The sequence below is a fragment of the Nonomuraea sp. NPDC059007 genome (assembly GCF_042740555.1).
Taxonomy (GTDB): Bacteria; Actinomycetota; Actinomycetes; order Streptosporangiales; family Streptosporangiaceae; genus Nonomuraea.
This window is the reverse complement of sequence record NZ_JBHYJD010000014.1, coordinates 1-18,190: the sequence shown is the minus strand read 5'-3', so window position 1 is coordinate 18,190 and position 18,190 is coordinate 1. Positions and strand designations below refer to the sequence as shown.

General features: G+C 67.8%; 17 protein-coding genes. 9 read left to right on the top strand and 8 right to left on the bottom strand.

What is annotated here, in order from left to right; translation table 11 throughout:
• Positions 1-78: 78 nt before the first annotated feature.
• The 5 genes from ACFWY5_RS23760 to ACFWY5_RS23740 all read right to left on the bottom strand — a co-directional run bounded on the left by ACFWY5_RS23760 (position 79) and on the right by ACFWY5_RS23740 (position 4,653).
• The gene (locus ACFWY5_RS23760) at positions 79-609 is read right to left on the bottom strand and encodes an SDR family oxidoreductase (RefSeq protein ID WP_379634354.1); all 531 of its coding nucleotides are present in this window, start codon (positions 607-609) and stop codon (positions 79-81) included.
• Between the two features lie 266 nt (positions 610-875).
• Positions 876-1,712, bottom strand: a complete 837-nt coding sequence (locus tag ACFWY5_RS23755) for a class I SAM-dependent methyltransferase (protein ID WP_379634352.1) — start codon at positions 1,710-1,712, stop codon at positions 876-878.
• Positions 1,713-2,039: 327 nt separating this feature from the next.
• A complete protein-coding gene (locus ACFWY5_RS23750) occupies positions 2,040-3,371 on the bottom strand; it encodes an alpha/beta fold hydrolase (protein ID WP_379634350.1) in 1,332 nt (443 codons plus the stop codon).
• Between the two features lie 11 nt (positions 3,372-3,382).
• Positions 3,383-3,706, bottom strand: a complete 324-nt coding sequence (locus ACFWY5_RS23745) for an ArsR/SmtB family transcription factor (RefSeq protein WP_379634347.1) — start codon at positions 3,704-3,706, stop codon at positions 3,383-3,385.
• Positions 3,707-3,843: 137 nt separating this feature from the next.
• Complete coding sequence (locus tag ACFWY5_RS23740; protein ID WP_379634345.1) at positions 3,844-4,653, bottom strand: SDR family NAD(P)-dependent oxidoreductase; 810 nt, start codon at positions 4,651-4,653, stop codon at positions 3,844-3,846.
• Positions 4,654-4,722: 69 nt separating this feature from the next.
• Between ACFWY5_RS23740 and ACFWY5_RS23735 the strand changes: the two genes are divergently transcribed.
• A complete protein-coding gene (locus ACFWY5_RS23735; RefSeq protein WP_379634343.1) occupies positions 4,723-5,592 on the top strand; it encodes a LysR family transcriptional regulator in 870 nt (289 codons plus the stop codon).
• Positions 5,593-5,774: 182 nt separating this feature from the next.
• On the opposite strand, the gene ACFWY5_RS23730 is transcribed toward ACFWY5_RS23735, so the two are convergent.
• From ACFWY5_RS23730 to ACFWY5_RS23720, 3 genes are read right to left on the bottom strand one after another with little or no spacing between them, the layout of a single operon-like run.
• Positions 5,775-6,299 (bottom strand): hypothetical protein, encoded by a 525-nt coding sequence (locus ACFWY5_RS23730; RefSeq protein ID WP_379634341.1) that lies wholly within the window; start codon positions 6,297-6,299, stop codon positions 5,775-5,777.
• Positions 6,296-7,249 (bottom strand): hypothetical protein, encoded by a 954-nt coding sequence (locus ACFWY5_RS23725; RefSeq protein ID WP_379634339.1) that lies wholly within the window; start codon positions 7,247-7,249, stop codon positions 6,296-6,298. Before ACFWY5_RS23725 ends, ACFWY5_RS23730 begins: the two co-directional genes overlap by 4 nt.
• A 16-nt stretch (positions 7,250-7,265) precedes the next feature.
• A complete protein-coding gene (locus ACFWY5_RS23720; protein WP_379634337.1) occupies positions 7,266-7,994 on the bottom strand; it encodes a hypothetical protein in 729 nt (242 codons plus the stop codon).
• Between the two features lie 838 nt (positions 7,995-8,832).
• On the opposite strand from ACFWY5_RS23720, the gene ACFWY5_RS23715 reads away from it, so the two are divergent.
• The 8 genes from ACFWY5_RS23715 (at position 8,833) to ACFWY5_RS23680 (ending at position 18,187) form a co-directional block, all read left to right on the top strand.
• Entirely contained in the window at positions 8,833-9,120 is a 288-nt protein-coding gene (locus ACFWY5_RS23715) for a hypothetical protein (protein ID WP_379634335.1), read from the top strand.
• Between the two features lie 3 nt (positions 9,121-9,123).
• Positions 9,124-10,269 (top strand): phosphotransferase family protein, encoded by a 1,146-nt coding sequence (locus tag ACFWY5_RS23710; RefSeq protein WP_379634333.1) that lies wholly within the window; start codon positions 9,124-9,126, stop codon positions 10,267-10,269.
• Positions 10,262-11,236, top strand: a complete 975-nt coding sequence (locus tag ACFWY5_RS23705) for a T3SS effector HopA1 family protein (protein ID WP_379616175.1) — start codon at positions 10,262-10,264, stop codon at positions 11,234-11,236. Before ACFWY5_RS23710 ends, ACFWY5_RS23705 begins: the two co-directional genes overlap by 8 nt.
• Positions 11,233-12,540 carry a lanthionine synthetase LanC family protein gene (locus tag ACFWY5_RS23700; RefSeq protein WP_379634331.1) on the top strand — a complete coding sequence of 436 codons (1,308 nt, stop codon included), beginning with the start codon at positions 11,233-11,235 and terminating at the stop codon, positions 12,538-12,540. The genes ACFWY5_RS23705 and ACFWY5_RS23700 overlap by 4 nt, the downstream gene beginning before the upstream one ends.
• Positions 12,537-14,261: an ABC transporter ATP-binding protein gene (locus ACFWY5_RS23695; protein WP_379634329.1), complete on the top strand. Its 1,725-nt coding sequence runs from the start codon at positions 12,537-12,539 to the stop codon at positions 14,259-14,261. The genes ACFWY5_RS23700 and ACFWY5_RS23695 overlap by 4 nt, the downstream gene beginning before the upstream one ends.
• A gap of 356 nt (positions 14,262-14,617) precedes the next feature.
• Positions 14,618-15,142 (top strand): pyridoxamine 5'-phosphate oxidase family protein, encoded by a 525-nt coding sequence (locus ACFWY5_RS23690; protein WP_379634327.1) that lies wholly within the window; start codon positions 14,618-14,620, stop codon positions 15,140-15,142.
• Positions 15,143-15,267: 125 nt separating this feature from the next.
• Positions 15,268-17,787, top strand: a complete 2,520-nt coding sequence (locus tag ACFWY5_RS23685) for an excinuclease ABC subunit UvrA (RefSeq protein WP_379634325.1) — start codon at positions 15,268-15,270, stop codon at positions 17,785-17,787.
• A 16-nt stretch (positions 17,788-17,803) separates the two neighbouring features.
• Complete coding sequence (locus ACFWY5_RS23680; protein WP_379634323.1) at positions 17,804-18,187, top strand: recombinase family protein; 384 nt, start codon at positions 17,804-17,806, stop codon at positions 18,185-18,187.
• Positions 18,188-18,190: the final 3 nt, after the last annotated feature.

Sequence of the window (18,190 nt, the reverse complement as noted above, 5' to 3'; positions counted from 1 at the left end):
CCGACTTGTGCGGGTTTTGTTTAGGAAACTTTCCTAAGCAGGAAATACCGCGCCCACAGGTAGGCGTCAAGAGGCATCTCACTGCGCTCGGGCGGCGGCGATCGCCGCAGTGACGGGGCGTTCGAGGTCGCTGTGCTGGTCGACGGCGAGCCGGCGGCCGCAGCTGAGGCTCATGACACGATTCTTACCGGCACCCCCGCCCGCCCGAACTGGCGCATGATCGTGCGGCTGGTGCTCTACCTGCTGACCATCGCCTTGTTGGTCTGGGCTGCCAGCGCCGCCCTGGCCGCCGTCATCACCATCCTGACCAGGCTCATCACCCCTTGGAAGCACAGGCGTAGTCAGGAGCAGTCTGGGCCCGGTCAGCTCATAGATCTTCCCGTGATGTCCATCCTGGGTGAGTACGGCGACAGCGGCGTCGACGAACGGCTCGGGGATATCGCCGGCAGGAAGCACGACCTCGCCTTCGAGCACCGGCTCCAGCAGGTAGTTCTGGTTGAACCAGCTCGCGCGCAGCACTGTCCACTCCACGCCCGAGCCAGCCACGATCTGCTCGCCGACCTGAGCCTCCTCCTCTCCGCGCCCGGAGAGCAGGACCAGCTTCTCCACCCGCGCACTCACTGCCTGCTCAGTGAACGCCCTGATCGCATAAGGCGCATCTGGCGCGGCAAGGTCGGGGAAGAACCCCAGGATGTTGACGCGCTCACCGGGCTGATGAACCGGGGCCCAACGCGCGGCCTCGCCGTGCCATCCTCCGTGCCGGGGGTCAGGCCACAGCAAACCGTGACGCAATCTCTGCCGTCGCCGGCCGATGGTTGGGTGACGGTGCGGACGCCGTCCAAGCACCGTGCTCGACCTCCAGCCCGCGCGGGCGGCTACGCAGTGGTTGCCCGGGGTGATCTCGCTCGCAGCGAGTAGAGGATCGGCAGGTAGGTGTCGCCGAACGGGAACCGACGGGTGCCGTCGGGCTCTTCGGGCAGGATGCGACTCCCGGGGAAGTCGGCCTCGGTGTGCTCGCCGAGCCAATCGATGATCAGTCCCGATCCGGCAGCCGCTGTCACGATCTCGCCCACCGAGTGCGGGTACTGGACCACCTCCTGCGCGGTCATCGGCAGGTCCGGGTCCGCATACGTGCTCTTGACGACCTCACGCTGGGGCTGGCCTCCGCCGTAGGGCCGGTCGGCCACGAGCGGCTCATAGCTGGCCAGGATCTGGTAGGCGGGATGCAGGTCGACCAGCACCAGCGTCCCACCTGGCCGCAGCGCCATCGCCGCACCACGCATCCACGCCTCAAGGTCCCCGATCCAGCACAGCACCCCGTAAGTGGCGATCACCAGGTCGAACCTGCCCGCCAGGCCGGACGGCAGGTTCTGCGTGTCCGCCTCGATGAAGTCGGCGGTCAGCCCGGCGAGCTCGGCCAGCTCGCGTGCCCGGCCGATCGCCGTCGAGGAGAAATCGACACCGGTGACCCTGGCACCCAGACGGGCCCAGTTGAGTGTGTCCATGCCGAAGTGGCACTGCAGATGCAGCACATCCTTGCCGGCCACATCACCGGCCAGCTCCAGCTCGATCCCGAAGAGCGTCTGCCGGCCCGCCAGGAACGAGTCGACGTCGTAGAGCACGTCGTTGGGCGTTGTGCCGTGCGCCTGGGCCCGAGCATCCCAAAGGGTGCGGTTCGCTGCGAGCCCGTCAGCGGGAAAGATTCCGTTCACGTCCGTAGTGTGGCAGGCCGATGGGTGTTGAGAATCGATCCCATCTCCGGCGCGGACAAGGCGCTGCGGGAGGCGCACGTGGCCGCGCTGGCGACCCGGGAGCTGCCGACCATGTCGCTGGTGGCGGTGAATGCCGCCGCGCGCACCCGCCGGGGCCGGGCCGCACTCGGCAAACAGGAGTTCGCCGCCGCGTACGCGAAAGGCCGGGAGTTGGAGGGAGCGCGTTCATCAGCGGCATGTCCGGTCTGCGCGTCTGACGAGCTCGGCGTACTCCGATATGTTCACTCGCGCAGCGCACCCGGATCTGTTCACGGGAGCGGGACGCCCTCAGCCGAGCAGGAACTTGCGGGCCTGGTCAGCGACCGGCTCAGGGGCCATCCAGAAGGCGGAGTGATCCTGGTCGGCGAGGGTCAGCACGGTCACGTTCGGCAGGATCGCGGCCAGTGCCTGGGCGCCGGCGCGGATGAAGGCCTCGCCGTTGCCACCGACGGCCACCGCGATCGGCGCCTTGATCGACCAGCGGTCGGTGGGCAGCGGCTTGCCGTCCTGGAGGCCGCGCATGATCTGGCCGTCGTAGGCGTAGGTGTGGGCGTACTTGGCCATGGCCTCCCAGGAGGGGTCCTGCTTCATCGCCGGGATGTACTCGCCCGGGACGCCGATCATCTCGGTCATGAAGTATTCGACGGCTTCGCTGCGCTTGCCCGCCGCGACCAGGGCCTTCTGGCTTTCGACGTAGCCGGCGGGCGCCGGCGGCTTGGAGCCGTCGACGATGAACGGCGGCTCGTACAGGTAGAGTCCGGTGACCTTGTCACCCAGCGCGCTCGCCGCGTCCAAGGTCAGCCCGCACCCACCGGAACCGCTGGTCAGGGCCGCAGAGCCGCCCGCGACCTCGATGAGCGCGGCAATGTCCTCGATCTCGCGCGCAGGGTCGTAAGGCTGCGGGTCGCCGCTGGCGCCGCGGCCGCGTCGGTCGAAGCTGATCACCGTGAAGTCCTTGGACAACGCCTCGGCCACGCCCGCGACGCCGGTGTGGTCTTCGGCGACATTGCTGACCACGATGATCGCGGGGCCGGAACCGGTCTTCTTGTAGGCGATCGTGGTGCCGTCGGCGGAGGTGAGGGTGGAAAGGTCGGACATGATCGTTTCTCCTTCGTTGGTTGAGGGGCCGTCCAGCAGGCCGCCAAGCCGGTCGAGCGCTTCGGCGTAGCCGTCGGCCATCTGAAGTTCTACGGCCCGTTGCAGTGCTGGGCCGTCGGGGAACTGCGCGGCGACGGAGACGAAGCAGCCGGTGCCGGTGGAGGTGAAGGTGACCGAAGTCGGGAAGGTGCCGGTGCCGTCGGGCTGCCACGCCGTGTCGGCGAACACGTCGTCATAGGCGAGCTCGCGACGATCGATGACGGTGGTGTAGGTGGCGATGATGCGCACCGGCGCGGCCGAGCCGTCCGCCGGCGCGATCTCGAAGCGCCAGCGGCCTCCCGGCCGCACGTCCATCTCGTGCACGGTCGCGGCCCATCCCTGCGGTCCCCACCAGCGAGTGATCGCCTCGGCGTCCGTCCAGGCCCACCACACCCGCTCGACCCCGGCCGCGTAGGTGCGGCTGATGCGCAGGGTGTTGGCCGACCTGTCGACCACGATCCCGTCCGCGTTGTCTGGGGACATGCTCAAGCTCCTCACTGATCGGCCGTGTCATCGAGAAAGGCGCCGAGGCGATCCATCCGCCCCGACCACAGAACGGCGAACCCCAGCACCCAGTCACTCAGCTCACGCATCGCGTCCGGGTGGAGCCGGTAGATCCGCTGCTGTGCTTGCTTGGTCGCCTCGACCACTCCCGCCTCGGACAGCAGTCGCAGATGCCGGGACACCTGCGGTTGGCCCAGGTTCAGCGCCTCGACGATGTCACCCACCGCGCGCGGGCCGTCCCTGAGCAACTCGACGATCCGGAACCGATTCGGCTCCGAGATCGCCGCCATTCGCAGTTGCACGCTGTTGACCACACCCCGAATATACATATCAGTGTATATATGTGCAAGTGTATGTAAGGTGCACCATCCTGTACATGCCAGACGAACGCAGGAGGGCTGGAGCGACTGGTCGCCGTGTGGATATCTGCAGGGTCCTTGTGCCCGGAGACTCACCAGGCGATGACGTCGTCCAGTGAGTCAGGGCCGCGGAAGGCGCCGGTGGGTCCGTCGGCGGGGATCGTCGCGAGCAGGGCCGGGACGATGGCACCGTCGGCTGTGGTGCGGTCGCCACGGGGGAAGGTCGCGGCGGCATTCTGGTCGGTGGGCACCAGACCCGGGCTGACGGCGTTGACCTTGATGCCTTCGGCGCGGAGCGTATTGGCATAGATCAGCGTCAGGGCGTTGAGCGCTGCTTTGGACGAGCTATAGGCGAGGAACGCGCGAGCCGGGACAGGGCTCGTCGGGTCGCTCATGAGCGTGAGCGAGCCAAGACCGCTGGACATGTTGACAATCCGCGGATTGGGGGAGCGGCGAAGCAGAGGAACACAGGCCGCTGTGACCGTGACGACACCGAAGACGTTGACCTCGTAGGTCTCGCGGAGTTGCGCGGCGGTGACGTCGGCGGTCCGGACACTCCACTCAACCATGATTCCGGCGTTGTTGATGAGCACGTCCAGCCGTCCCGCCTCGGTCTCGATCTTGTTGACGGCTGCCTCGACGGATCCTGGATCGGTCACGTCGAGCTGCACAAACCGGATATCCAGGGCGCCGGTCCTGCTGGGATCGGCATCCGTCCCGGCCGGCTTTCCGCTGCCTGCCGTGGCCGATTCCTTCTTCAGCTCCTGTACGGCCGAGTGGCCGCGCTCTGGACTACGGGCGCCGAGAAAGACGGTCAAGCCCTGCTGGGCGAGGCGGTGGACGATCTGTCGGCCGATGCCTTTGTTGCCGCCGGTGACAAGCACTACTTCATTCGCGTTCACGCCCCCACTCCAGCCGCCGGAGCTCCGAGAGGCAAAGACCGAGTGGGTGCTGCCCCATACCCTGCTGGTATGCCGGAGCCGGACATCCGCGAACTGCGCTACTTCTGTGCCGTGGCCGAGGAGCTGAACATCACCCGTGCGGCTGAGCGGCTCGGTATCGCTCAGCCGCCGTTGTCTCGGGCGATACGTCAACTGGAGCGCAGGCTCGGTGTCGCCCTCTTCGATCGCGCTCGGCACCGGCTGGCGCTGACCCAGGCTGGTCGGACTCTGGTCAAGGAAGCGGCCGTCGTTCTCGAAGTCCTCGATTCCGCGGTACGCCGGACGCGGCGTGCGGGCCTTCCTGGCCGCAGCCTCCTGGTCACCGCCAAACCGGGGGTGGCCACGGAGTTGCTGCACTGGATCTGCGAACGGTCGTGTGCCGAGCCGGACGCGCCGGAGCTGCGGGTCGTGGTGAGCGGATTCGGTGAGCAGGCCGACATGGTTCGCGATGGGCGCGCGGACGTGGCGATCGCCGGGTGCTTCAACGGCCACGGCCTCGACACCGAGCTGCTGAGGACCGAACCACGCGTCGCGGCGCTCGCCTCCGGACACGAGCTCGCCGGGCGCGAGGTCCTCAGTACCGCCGACCTGGTCACCGAGCCGGCACCCCAATGGAGTGACTCGACGGTCGTCGACCGCGATTACTGGCTGGGAAACCCGGATCGGCCGGCTGGCGGCCCCGCCGTGCGGGACACTGCCCAGCTGCTGGAGGTGATCGCCCTGGGACAAGCCGTCGCGTTGGTGCCCGCCTCGCTGGCCGCCCGGAATGTCCGCCCCGACGTGACCTACCGGCCGGTGCGCGACGCGGCGCCGTACCGGACCCTGGCTCTCTGGCCGGTCGGCAGCCGATCACCCTCGATCACATGGTTCGTCAAGACGGCCCTGGAAAGCACCCGCTGACAAAGCCCTGGATTGGTTGCTGCTCATGGGCCGATCGGCTTGTAGAGCGCCAGGACGTCCAGGCCTGCTTTCCAGGCAGTCGTACTGATGGCGTAGCGGTTGGAGCGACTGGCGGGCATGCGGGTCTTGGCGTCGATGGCTGTGACCGCACCCCCACCTGCCGCATGCCCGGTGAGATCTGCTCAACAGACCTTGGGAACGAGGGTGCGGGCGAACGATTCGGCGACTCTTCGGTGCCCGGAACCTGGTTTCAGGTCGGCAGACAGGCTGGTGACGTCGTAGCCGAGACCCTTGCATCTGAAGTGGATCAGAGGGCCGAATGGCTTGGTGTGGACGATCTGTATGGGCACGCCGCCGATTTTGCCCTCGTCGATGACGGGGCCGGGCGTGCCCCGTTTGGCGGGCTTGGTGTATTGGTGGACGAGGATGTGCCGGTTCTTCCAGTTGCCGGAGATCCAGGCCTCCTGGAAGCCGTGCTCGAAGACTCCGGGAGAACGGACGCCCAGATCGCGTAGCAGCGTCATGAGGGCAACCTCGAACTCGTTGTAGCCATCGCTGGGCGGTGGCGGTGGCGAGGTGCTGGCCGTGCTGGGTACGGCTCGTGTCGGCGGAGTCCGCGTCTCCTGTCCGCGATCATCGTTTGGCGCACAGGCGGCAAGGATCAGCGCGGCCGGCACGAGCCGAAGGGTGAGCAGGAAAGGACTCATCCACCGCTCAGTTTCGCGCGCGCCTGACCGGCGGCCTCGGCGAGATACACGTGGAAGGCCTTATCCGCGCGGATCGCGTCAAGCGTGCCGGCATATTTCGCTTGCTGGGATGCGATGGCGGTTGCGTGCTCCTTGCGGAACTGGTCGGTCAGCGTGGCGATGCCCGCATCGTTGGCCTGCTGCCAGAGCGGGTCGCAGGTGGTGGCGGCTTGGTGGAGTACATCGGTATCGGTGGTCGCGTTCTCCGCCTGGATGTCCAGGTCGGCCGGGCCGGTGGCGTTGATGCCCTTGCTCGCCAGGCACTGCTGGTAGGCGCTCACGCCCTGCTTGAACGCATCCGTTTCGCGCGCGGAGGCTCGGAGCCGGTCGATCGGATCGGCCAGTGCTGCCTTGAGACTCCAGATGCTGCCGACGCTCCTGTCGGCGTCGCCTTTGCAGCCGTGCTGGGCGAAAGCTTCCGGATCGCTTCCCGGCGGGATTGCGCCGTCGTTGGCTTCGAAGTAGGCGATCGCCTCCGCCGACTCTCCGAACAGAGTCTGGTAGTACGTGTCCTTTTTCTCGGCCTTCAGCCCGGTGGCAAGCGCCTCGTTGTACTGCTCGGGGTCCTGTCCGAGCAGCGAGCCGGGCGTTGGCTGCACGCCGAGCGCGTTCGCCACGCCGAGAACGGACTTTTCGATGTAGAGGGTTTCCGGGCGCCACTCCAGCCCGGCTGCGGCCATGCATCTCTGGGTGCTCGTATCGCGCTTCCATGCCTCCCAGAAGGAGATGATCTCATCTCGCTGCGCTGCCGCGTCGGAGACTCCCAGGCCGGGAATGTCGTCGAGAGGTGATCCCGCCTGAGGCACGGTGCTCGCTGCTCCTCGAGACACGATGCTGAAGGAGAGCACCGCGGTGACCGTGAGCAGGACACCTGCGACGATCGAGGCCGGCTTTGCCGATAACTTGATCATTTCAAGGCTCCCTGGCTCAAGGATAATTCAGGTGGCGGTCGACCCCGATGCCGTAGCGCCAGGCGGCGAACACGCTCTCGCTGTGGATCCACTTCTGTGTCGTCTGATTGTCGTGGAACTGCAGCTCGACGTAGGCGTCGCCGCGGGGCGCGTTGGTCCTGAGCTCGGCCAGGTCGGGTCGCCTGGACTGGCGGAAGTTGGAGGGCACGGCGGGGTCCAGGGCCCGGCCAAGGGCGGTCGCGAGTCCGCGATCGTTGGTGTGCTGGTACATCGTCAGCAGATATGACGCCGAGGCGTTGCAGCCGGTGGTGGCGTTGGTGTGGGTGATGATGTGAACGTCGGATCCCCAGTTGCGCGACCGGGTCCGATTATTGAGATGCCCGTTGTCGCGTGTGTTCTTGCTGACGGCCACTTGGTAGCCGCGACCGTGCAGGTTGCGCGTGGAATACGTCGGTCGATAGGCCCTTCCGATGAAGTTTCCGTTAGCCGCTCGCCAGTTGAACTGACGCCCGTTGACGTTTTCCTCGTAGCCTGGATTTCGGCATTCTCCACGGTCGCCGGAGTCATTGTGCCGAGGCGAGGAAAGGAACACCTTGTGGCCGTTGTATCGCTGATCGTTGGGGCCGGAAGGACTGAAGTAGTCGTTCGCACGCACGATGCCAAGGATGGGCGTGTCAGCGTCATCGTGCGCCTGAGCAGCAGTGGCAACCACAGGGATGGTGAGAACGGCCAGGGCGGCCAGCACCCATCCTCGTCCTGGCGCGCCTAAGTGAGATGGCGATAATCTGATCATGTTCCCGCCTGTCCGGAGGGCTGGAAGTGAATGAGATTGAGCAGTTAACCTTTGAGCAATCCGCGCTTGAGTACACGTCGGACTTTGATTGCGGTCAAGCCGAAGCGATATGGATGTTATCGAGACGTTATGTGTCGGCCTGCTGGACGGCCGGCGAGTACGCGTTCGCCAGGAAGGGTTTGGATAAGACCTTTGAAAATTTGAGGACCTGGCGCCCCGGCCGTACTCCTCTATATTTCTTATACATTTCTTCTACAATCCGCACTTGAGAGGGACATGCCCTCTATGGGGCCCCATGGCTGCCGTCTGCCGAGCGGCCTCCTGGGCGGCATCGCCGCCGGCCCGGCCGTCACCCGCCCGGCGAAGGCAATCCGCTCCGCCGCCGCGGCGTGTGCAGGGCGGCGAAGCATCTGACGAGGGGCGGGGGAGCGGCCGTTACGGTCAATGCGTGAGGAATATCGCCGTAGAGGATCACTGGCCGGAATACGGAACCGGGCAGAGCGTGGAATGTGTGGCGGTGATCGCCAGCGCGCCGTAGAACGGTGCGGGGCTAGATGAAGATGCGGTCGACGACTTCGGCTTGTTCGGTGGCGCCAGCGCGGCGCCCGCAACCGGTTAATCGAGGTTTCAGCGCCACATCAGAGGCGTTTCAGGCAGTACCGGTTCAGCGATGGAACGCGATGGAACGCAATGGAACGCCTAACCAGTGAAAGGCTCAGGGCCTTCTCCAGTGAGCCCGGCCACGCACAGGAGGCGGTGAATCGATCGCCGCCGTCATCGAAGGAGCGGCATGCGTAGTCAGTTCGGCAGTTACGGGTTCGCCTCGAACCCACAAGCGTCTTTCCTGCAGGGCGGTATTGTCGCCAGGCACCTTCAATCGGCTGACGTCACCCCATTCGTCGAGCACGGCCGGCCATATCTTCTACAAGCGGCCTTTTCGGAAGCCGTCACGTGCACAAACAACATGCACGTTCCGGCCTGCCGGATCGAGACCGACGGTTGCCACACCACCGCGCTTCCGACCGACTTCGGCTGCGCGACCGACCTCCAGGTATGCAGCAATACCTTCGGCTGCTAACCCATGGTCCTCGGCCTATCGGAGCTGACCGGCTATCTGCTGGATCGGCAGCATGTTCACCCGGACGCGGTAGTTGACGGCGGTCTCGGCATGGTCGATGCGTCCAGCCGTCATAGCAACGTCATTGTGCGTGCCGACCCGGCGGTCGGGCTGTTCATCAAGCAGGGTAGGTCCGATCCGGTCCAGCCGGTCACCGGCTGGACCGGGCCGGGAACGACCGCACACGAGGCAGCGGTGTATGCGCTGCTCGACTCGCTTCCCCGGCGACATCCTTCCAGCGGAGCTTCGGTGCCGGTGCCACGCTGCCTGGGGTTCGACGCAGACCACGGCGTGCTCGTCCTGGAACTGTTCCCGGACGCATCGGACCTCCTCACCCACCATGCCCGTACGCGGCGTTTTCCGGTCACCCTCGGAACCCGGCTCGGGGCCGCACTCGCCGATCTGCACGAACATGCCACCGGCCCGGCGCGGGAACGACCGTCGGAGTTTCCCGGCTACCTGCCCTGGGCGCTGCGGCTGGACCGGCCGGGAACGGCGTTCTATCGCCAGATGAGCAACGCGGGCATCGGGCTGGTGCGGATCGTGCAGTCGTCTCCGGAACTGCGGGCGGCGCTCGCGCAGCTACGCGCCGGCTGGCGGACCGATGCCTTCATCCACCACGATCTCAAGCTGGAGAACTGTGTGGTCCTCGCGGCCGGTACCTCCGGCCGGCATACCCGGCTGGCGCTCGTCGACTGGGAGCTCGGCAACCTCGGCGATGCCTGCTGGGACACCGGTTCGATCTTCTCCTCCTACCTGCACCACTGGCTGATCTCGTTCCCGCTGACCGGCAGCGAGCAACCCGGCCACTACCTCGACCAGGCTCGCTTCCCGCTGGGGCGCATGCACAACGCGATGCGGGCGTTCTGGGCGACCTACGTGCGCGCCCGCGGGTGGGACGCCGCGACGGCGGATGCGGCACTGATCCGCAGCGTCCGTTACGCGGGCGCACGGCTGTTGCAGACCGCGTGCGAGCGGACCAAGCCCCTGTCCCGCGTGTCCACGGTGGTGGTCTGCCTCACCCAACTGGCCGAGAACGTGCTGACCCGGCCCGAAGAAGCGGCCGAGCATCTGCTTGGCCTGTCCCCGCGAGAGGGAAGTGATGAGTGACACCCGCGCGCTCGTGGCCGAGGCCATTGCCGCCACCCGCATCTACCCGCCGGCGTGCTACTCGTGGTTCGGCGTGATGTCTGCGCGACCGGCGGCCCGCGCCGCCCGTACGCTCAGCTCGCGCGCGACCCGGGACTATCTCGTGGACCAGTTGTCCAGCCGGTTGTACGCCGACTTCTACCGACAAGGCCGAGCCGAGCGTACGCGATGGCATGTCAACAGGCTGTCATCGAGCCGGCACGATTTCGAGGCCGCGCTGTCGGCGGCGAACTGCGGGCAGGGACATCTGGACGGCGGCTGGCAGGTGCGGGGAACCGACGAGTACGGAGTGATGGTCGTCAAGAACGGGCTGGAACTGACCGTCATGGCGGACGAGCTGAGCCTGACGGCACCGGCCGCCGGCGAATGGGCTGCACTACGGCTGCCCAAGGAGCTTTTCTGGGTCTCTCCCGGTTTCTACCTGGCCTGCGGCGACCGCCCGATGGACAGCCGACGGCCCGTACGCCTGTACTGGAATTTGCGCCCGGACGGGGCCGCCCCGTTCGTCGCGGCCGCGACTCGGCTGCTCAACTCCGCGGCGGCGGCGTTCAACCTCAAGGTGCCGAACGACCCGAGCACCTTCATCCGGTGCGACGCGGGAGTCATCTACCTGCCCCGCGACGACTATCCCGCGCTGGCCGATCTGATGCTCGCCCTGCACGCCGAGATCGCCGGCTTCCTCTCCCCGCGTACGCCAGTCTTCACCGCCCAGCTGGCCCCTGGTCTGGGTTTCGCCGAAGACCCGGGAACAGGGAGAAGCTTCGGGGAGCACCGCTGCCGGCTGCTCGCCGAGGCGCTGGTGCGGTCGCACGAATCGGGATGGGCAGACGACGCGACCGTACTGGCCGCCGTGGAAGAACGCTTTGCCGAAGCCCGCATCGATCTGGACGCCGCGCACCTGAGTCCCGACCTGGTTGGCGTCTCATGACCGCGCCCGGCTACAGCCCCGCCGCCGGCACCGCGGACCGGCGGCTGTCGGCTGCGGTGGGAATCGGCGCCCGGCTGGTGGCCGAAGCCATCTGGTCGGGGGACCGCTGCAACTGGGTCGGCGCCGAACCGCTGGATCTGCGGAACCGGAACGGCGCGAGGCTCGCGTTGACCTACCGAGCGCTCGGCCCGAACCTGTACGCCGGCAGCAGCGGCGTCGCACTGTTCCTCGCCCAGCTGTGCACAACCACTGGCCAGGACGAGTTCCGGCCGACGGCGCTGGCGGCGATGCGGCATGCGTTCTCCCGGCGCGAGGAGCTCGATCCCCACATGCGCGTGGCCTTCTACACCGGCTGGTCCGGAATGGGGGTGGCCGCGCTTCGCACCGGGCTGCTGCTGGACGCTGCGGAGTTCGTCGACGCCGGGACCGGCCTGCTGCGTGAGGTCTGCCGGCTCGTCGAGGCGGTCGACGGGCAGGACGTCGAGTCGCCGGGCCGGCCGGAGTTCGATCTCATGTCGGGTATGGCCGGCACCGTCTTGGCGCTTGTCCTGGGACATCGCTACACCGGCGAGGACGCGCTGGCAGAGGCGGCGGCAACGGCCGCCGGCTGGCTGCTGCGAACCGCCCGCAAGACCCGCACCGGCTGGTCCTGGCACTCATTCCGGATATCCGCTCAGCGTGATCTCACCGGACTCTCGCACGGCACGGCGGGAGTGGCCATCGCGCTGATCGAGGCGTACCGGCTGACCGGGGAGGAACTGTTCGCGACGGCCGCCCGTAACGCGATGCGCTATGAGAACCGCTGGCTGAGCGTCGAAGAAGGCGACTGGCCGGACTTCCGGAGCCACACCGACGCCGGCCGGGCCCGCGTGTACACCCCGCTGTGGTGTACCGGAGCCCCGGGCATCGCGCTGTCCCGCCTGCACGCCTACGAGCAGCTCGGCGAGCCGCGGTGGCGGCAGGACGCGATCACGGCGCTCGCCACCACCGAGCGGGTGACGCGCCGGCTGTTGGAAGGCGGCGGCGCCGACTACTCGCTCTGTCACGGGCTCCCCGGCAACGCGGAGTCCTTCCAGCAGGCGGGCGTGATCCTCGGCGCCGAGGCCGGTGGCCGCGATATCCCATCGCTCGTCGCCGACCACGGGCTGGAGCGGAACGCGAGTACCGGCACCTGGCCGTGCGGAACCCACAGTGAGGAGAGCCCGAACCTGATGCTCGGCCTGGCCGGGATCGGCTACTTCTACCTTCGGCTGGCGGCGCCGCAGATCCCGTCCCTGCTGCTGCCCGTGCGGTGGGGTCGGTGACCGAGCACAGGGTGCCGCTGCACCGGCTGGGCGGGCTGTTCGCGCCGCACTGGCCGGCGCTGGTCCTGATGCTGACGGTCACCGTTGCCACGTCCGTGGTGGGGACGGTGTCACCGTTCCTGGTGCGGGCGGTCATCGACACCGCGTTGCCACGGCGCGACCTCGCTCTGCTCTACCAGCTCGGTGCCGGTCTCGTCGCGGTGGCGGCGCTGGTCGCCGTGCTGAGCATGGTGCAGGGCTGGATCAGTTCCCGGGTCGGCTTGCGGATCATGCACCGGCTGCGGACTCAGGTGTTCGCCCATCTGCAGCGGCAGTCGCTCGCGTTCTTCACCCGGACCCGGGCCGGGGAGGTGCAGTCGCGGATCGCCAACGATGTCGGAGGCCTGCAGAACGTGATCATCTCGGCCGTCTCCTCGGCCGCGTCGCAGCTCACGACGGCCGTCGCCGTTGCCGTGGCGATGGCCGCGTTGTCCTGGCGGCTCATGCTCATCTCACTCGTGGTGACGACACCGGCGGTGCTGGTCACCCGGCACGTCGCCGCGCTGCGCCGGAGAATACTCAGCCGGCGGCAGCTCGAGTACGAAGATCTCACCGTCACGGTTGAGGAGAGCCTTTCGGTCAACGGCATCCAGCTGATCAAGACGCTCGGCACCGGGCCCGGCCAGGTCGCCCGGTTCACCGAGATCTCCACCCGCCTGGTCGACCTCGAGCTCCGCGCCCAGCTCACCGGCCGGTGGCGGATGGTGGCGCTGAACGTCCTGTTCTCCGCGATCCCGGCCATGATCTACGTTGGCGCCGGCTACGCCGAAACGACCACCATCGGCACGGTGGTCGCGTTCACCGGCCTGCAGTCGGCGCTGCTCCAGCCGATGATGGGCCTGCTGAACACCGGCGCCATGGTGAGCGGCTCGCTGGCCCTTTTCGGCCGCGTCTTCGAGTACTTGGACCTACCGGTCGAGATCGACGACCCAGCCGACCCCGTACGGATCGACCCGGCCACCGTCACCGGCCGGCTACGCTTCGAGGACGTCACCGTCGCTTACCCCGGTGGCGGCCCGGCCGCGGTCGCCGGCGTGACCATTGACGTACCCGCTGGGACGACGCTGGCCGTGGTCGGCGAGACCGGTGCCGGCAAGAGCACACTGGCATCACTCGTACCGCGGCTGCGCGACCCCACCGGCGGCCGGGTCACCCTCGACGGCATCGACCTGCGCGACCTCACGCTCGCCGACCTCGCCGCGACCGTCGGCATGGTCAGCCAGGAGACCTACCTGCTGCACGGCACCGTACGCGACAACCTCCGGTCCGCACGGCCGTCGGCGACCGACGCCGAGATCGAGGCGGCCGCCACCGCCGCCCAGATCCACGATCTGATCACCGGCTTGCCGGACGGCTACGACACCGTGGTCGGGTCCCGCGGGCACCGCTTCTCCGGCGGCGAGCGGCAGCGGATCGCGATCGCCCGCACGCTGCTGCGCGACCCGCGCGTGCTCGTCCTGGACGAGGCCACCAGCGCGCTGGACACCGCGACCGAGCGCGCGGTACAGGAGGCGTTCGACCTGCTCACCCAAGGCCGGACCACGATCACCATCGCACACCGGCTGTCCACGGTCCGGAACGCCGACCAGATCGTCGTACTGGACCACGGCCGCGTCGTGGAGACCGGCACGCACGCCAGCCTCCTCGGCCACAACGGCCGATACACCGCCTTCGTCACCTAACCGGCGCCGCCCGCTCGGGTCGCCAGGGCGGTCACGCCGGCCGGCTTCGGCGCGTCGCAGGCCCCCGGCGCCACCCTCGCTCCGCGGGAGCACCCCGGCTACGGCCCCGGGCGGTACCGGTTCCGCGACGGAACGAAATGGAACGCCCTAACTAGTCGGTTAGCTCCACCGACGCCAAAGGCTCCGAGCAGAACCGGCGGACCAGTCGCATCGCCTGGCCGCCTTCGCCAAGTGAACCGGTCTTGAGATGCGCGCCCCGGCGGTTTCGCAGGACGTCCGAAAAACATGACACAAGGCGTCGGGTTTTAGAGCGATCATCGGTTCACCGGTCAGCTCACAGATAGACAAGGACCTCGATGCGCGAAACCCCCGAGGAGCTCAAGGAGCTTCAGGCTCTCCTCGAAGCCTCCCTTTCCCGCTCTACCTCGCACCTCCGCTCGATCGTCACCGAGAACACCCTGACCGCGGAGCAGCTCACCCGGATCCTGACCGGAATGTGCACCCTCGCCCTGTCCACCGTGACGGCGAAGGGCGAGCCGCGGATCAGCGGTGTGGATGGGCACTTCCTGCACGGCAAGTGGCACTTCGGCACGGCGCGCGGTGCCGCCAAGGCCCGCCACCTGGCCGCCCGCCCCGCTGTCAGCGTCGCGCACATGCGCGGTGAGGACCTGGGCGTGTTCACCCACGGCACGGTGGAGATCCTCAGCCCTGAGGACAGCGAGCCGGCCGAGGACTGGCCGGACCTGCTCGCCTACTTCAAGGATTTCTACGGCGACTTCTCCGACTGGGACAACGACGTCGTCTACTACCGGCTGCATCCGCACTGGATGACCGCCTACGCTCCCGGCGTCAACAAGCTCACTTCGGTGCCGCGGTCCTGATCTGCGGCACGGGCCGCATCAAACCGGCCACGTGCTGAAGCGGCCGCGTGGTGGCGTGATCGGTTTGTTCGGCATGGGTGTCTGCCTGCCCATGTTCTGTTGTCTTGCGAGAGGATGGACGAAGGTTGACTGCGTTCGTACGGGACGTCGCGGGTATCGAGTGCGAGACCATCGAGGTGGTGGGGGCCCGTACCAACAATCTGCGGGACGTATCGGTCAGCATCCCCAAAGGGCGGCTTGTCGCCTTCACCGGAGTGAGCGGCAGCGGCAAGACCTCGCTGGCCATCGATACCCTGCACAATGAGGCGCAGTTGCGGTATCTGGAAGGGCTTTCGCCGTTCGTGCGGCAGTACATCACCCAGCGCAACCGCCCGAAGGTCGACCGCATCCTGGGACTCGGCGCGACGCTCGCGGTCGACCAGCGCCGCCTGAACCGCAACCCCCGCTCCACGGTCGCGACAATGACCGGTATCGACGGGCACCTGGGGCTGCTGTACTCGCGCCTGCCGGGAATCGGCGCGGACACGGCGGCGGAGAGCGGGGACGGGCATCTGACGACCGCTCATTTCGACCGCGACACGCCGGAAGGGAGCTGTGCGGACTGCCACGGCGTGGGCGGGCGATGGCAGGCGCAGGAGGACCTGGTCATCACCCACCCGGAGCTTCCGCTCTTCGAGGGGGCCTCGCCCTGGTACGCGAAATGGCGGTCGGGGGAGCATGTGTTCGTGCCGGCGCTCGCCGAGAAACGCGGCGTGGACCTCGGCCGGCCATGGCAGTCACTGCCGGAGGAGTTCCGTCACTGTGTGCTGTACGGCACGGGTGAGGAGAAGATCGAGGCGACCGTCAACATGACGAACAAAAACGAGACGGCCCAGGTGACCTACACCTCCAGCCAGCCGCTACGGGGCGCGCTCGCCGAGGTGGAGCGGGTGTTCGTGAACGCCCAGACCTCCAGCGCCAAGCAGCGCTACCTGCCGTACATGCGCAAGCAGCCGTGCGGCACCTGCGGCGGCAGCGGGTACGACAAGGTGGCCCGGTCGGTGCGGCTCGGCGGGCTGACCTTCCCCGACCTGCTCGAGGTGGACGTACGAAAGGTACGCAGCTGGGCCAAGCGGGTGGCCGGCGACCTGGGCGCCCGGCAGCGCGAGGTCGGCGAGCCGCTGCTGCAGGACCTGGGCCGAAGGCTCGCGATCCTTGACCGGCTCGGCCTCGCGCATCTCCAGCTGTCCCGGAGCGCGACGACGCTGTCCGGGGGTGAAATACAGCGAACCCGGCTCGCCGCGCAGCTCAGCACCGAGCTGAGCGGCATCGTCTTCGTCCTGGACGAGCCCGGCACCGGGCTGCATCCGGCCGACAAGGCGCACCTGCTCGACATCGCCCTGGAGCTGCGTAAGGCCGGCAACACGGTGCTCCTGGTCGAACACGACCCTGAGCTGATCGCCCGGGCCGACTGGGTGATCGACATGGGGCCCGGCGCGGGCCGCCTCGGCGGTGAGGTCCTGGTGTCGGGGCCTCCCGCCAACGCGGCCGCCCACCCGACGTCATTGACCGGCCGCTACCTGGCCGGCAAGGGGCCACGGCTACGCCGGATTCGCCGTTCGGCAGGGGAGGACACCGGCTGGGTGGAACTGCACGACTTGCGTGCGCACAATGTGACCGCGAACCTGGTGCGATTTCCCGCTGGCCGGCTCACATGCCTGACCGGGGTGAGCGGCAGCGGCAAGAGCAGTCTGCTCGGCGCGCTCGCGGCGAGCGTGGAGGCCGCCCTGAACGGGCGGATGACTAACACGGTGCGACAGGTGACCGGCCTGGAGGGGTTCGATTGGGTCGCCGTCGTCGATCAGGAACCGCTCGGGCGCACGCCGCGGTCCAACCCGGCCACCTACAGCAAGGCGTTCGACATTGTCCGCAAGCTGTTCGCCGAAACTGACGTGGCGCGCGGGCGCGGGGTCAATGCCTCCTGGTTCAGCTTCAACACCGCGGGTGGTGGCCGATGCGAAACCTGCACCGGTTATGGCCGCAAGCTCGTCAACATGCACTTCCTACCGGATGTATGGGTGGTCTGCGACGCGTGCGAGGGTCGGCGCTACAAGCCTGAGGCTTTGGAGATCAGGCATCAGGGGCTGGCTATCGATCAGGTGCTGGAGCTGACCGTCGCCGAGGCTGTGGAGCGGTTCGCCGAGCCCCGGCAACTCGCGGAAATCCTGGCAACCTTGAACCAGGTCGGGCTTGGCTATCTCCAACTCGGCCAGAGCGCCACAGAGTTGTCCGGCGGCGAGGCGCAGCGGCTGAAGCTGGCGTCCGCGATCCAACGCGGTGCCGCGGGCCGCAAGGCCGGCCTTGTCGTTCTCGACGAACCCGTTTCGGGTCTGCACCCGTCCGACATCCAGCGTGTGGTGGATGCGCTCGATGTGTTGCTCGACTCGGGCAACACCGTCGTCGTGGCCGAACATGACATCCCCGTCGCCGCGTCCGCGGACTGGGTGATCGACCTGGGGCCGGGGGCCGGTCCGGACGGGGGCGCGGTGATCGCGGAGGGAACTCCGGACGCCGTCGCCACCACGGACACTCCGACCGCCGGTTTCTTCCGGCGGTACGCGGCGGGCCTGCCGCTCCTGGAAGTGCGGGAAGACGCGCGCTGCTGAGAGGGCGGCGCGCGTCGTGCTGCAGGGAGCCGGGCATGCGTGGGATGAACCCGCCGGCCCCACCGGGTTTGCGGGGCTGGTTTGGTCTCGCTGTCGGTGTGCGCGCCTCGACACCACCACCCCCGGCGGCCACCTCGTCTTCCACGTCTTCGCCGCACTGGCTGAGTTCATTCGCGACCTCATCATCGCCGGTACGCATGAGGGTCTGGCCGCCGCGCGGGCGGGCGGCCGCGTTGGCGGCCGCCCCACCGTGGTCGACGCCGAACTCCTAAAGGCGGCTCGCGATCTCGCAGGTCGGTCACCTCGATCGCCAACTGCTCGGCGTCAGCGTGGGCACCCTCTACAACCACATCCCCGACCTCCAAGAACTCCGCACAGCCCGGCAGCCTTCAGCACCTGACGC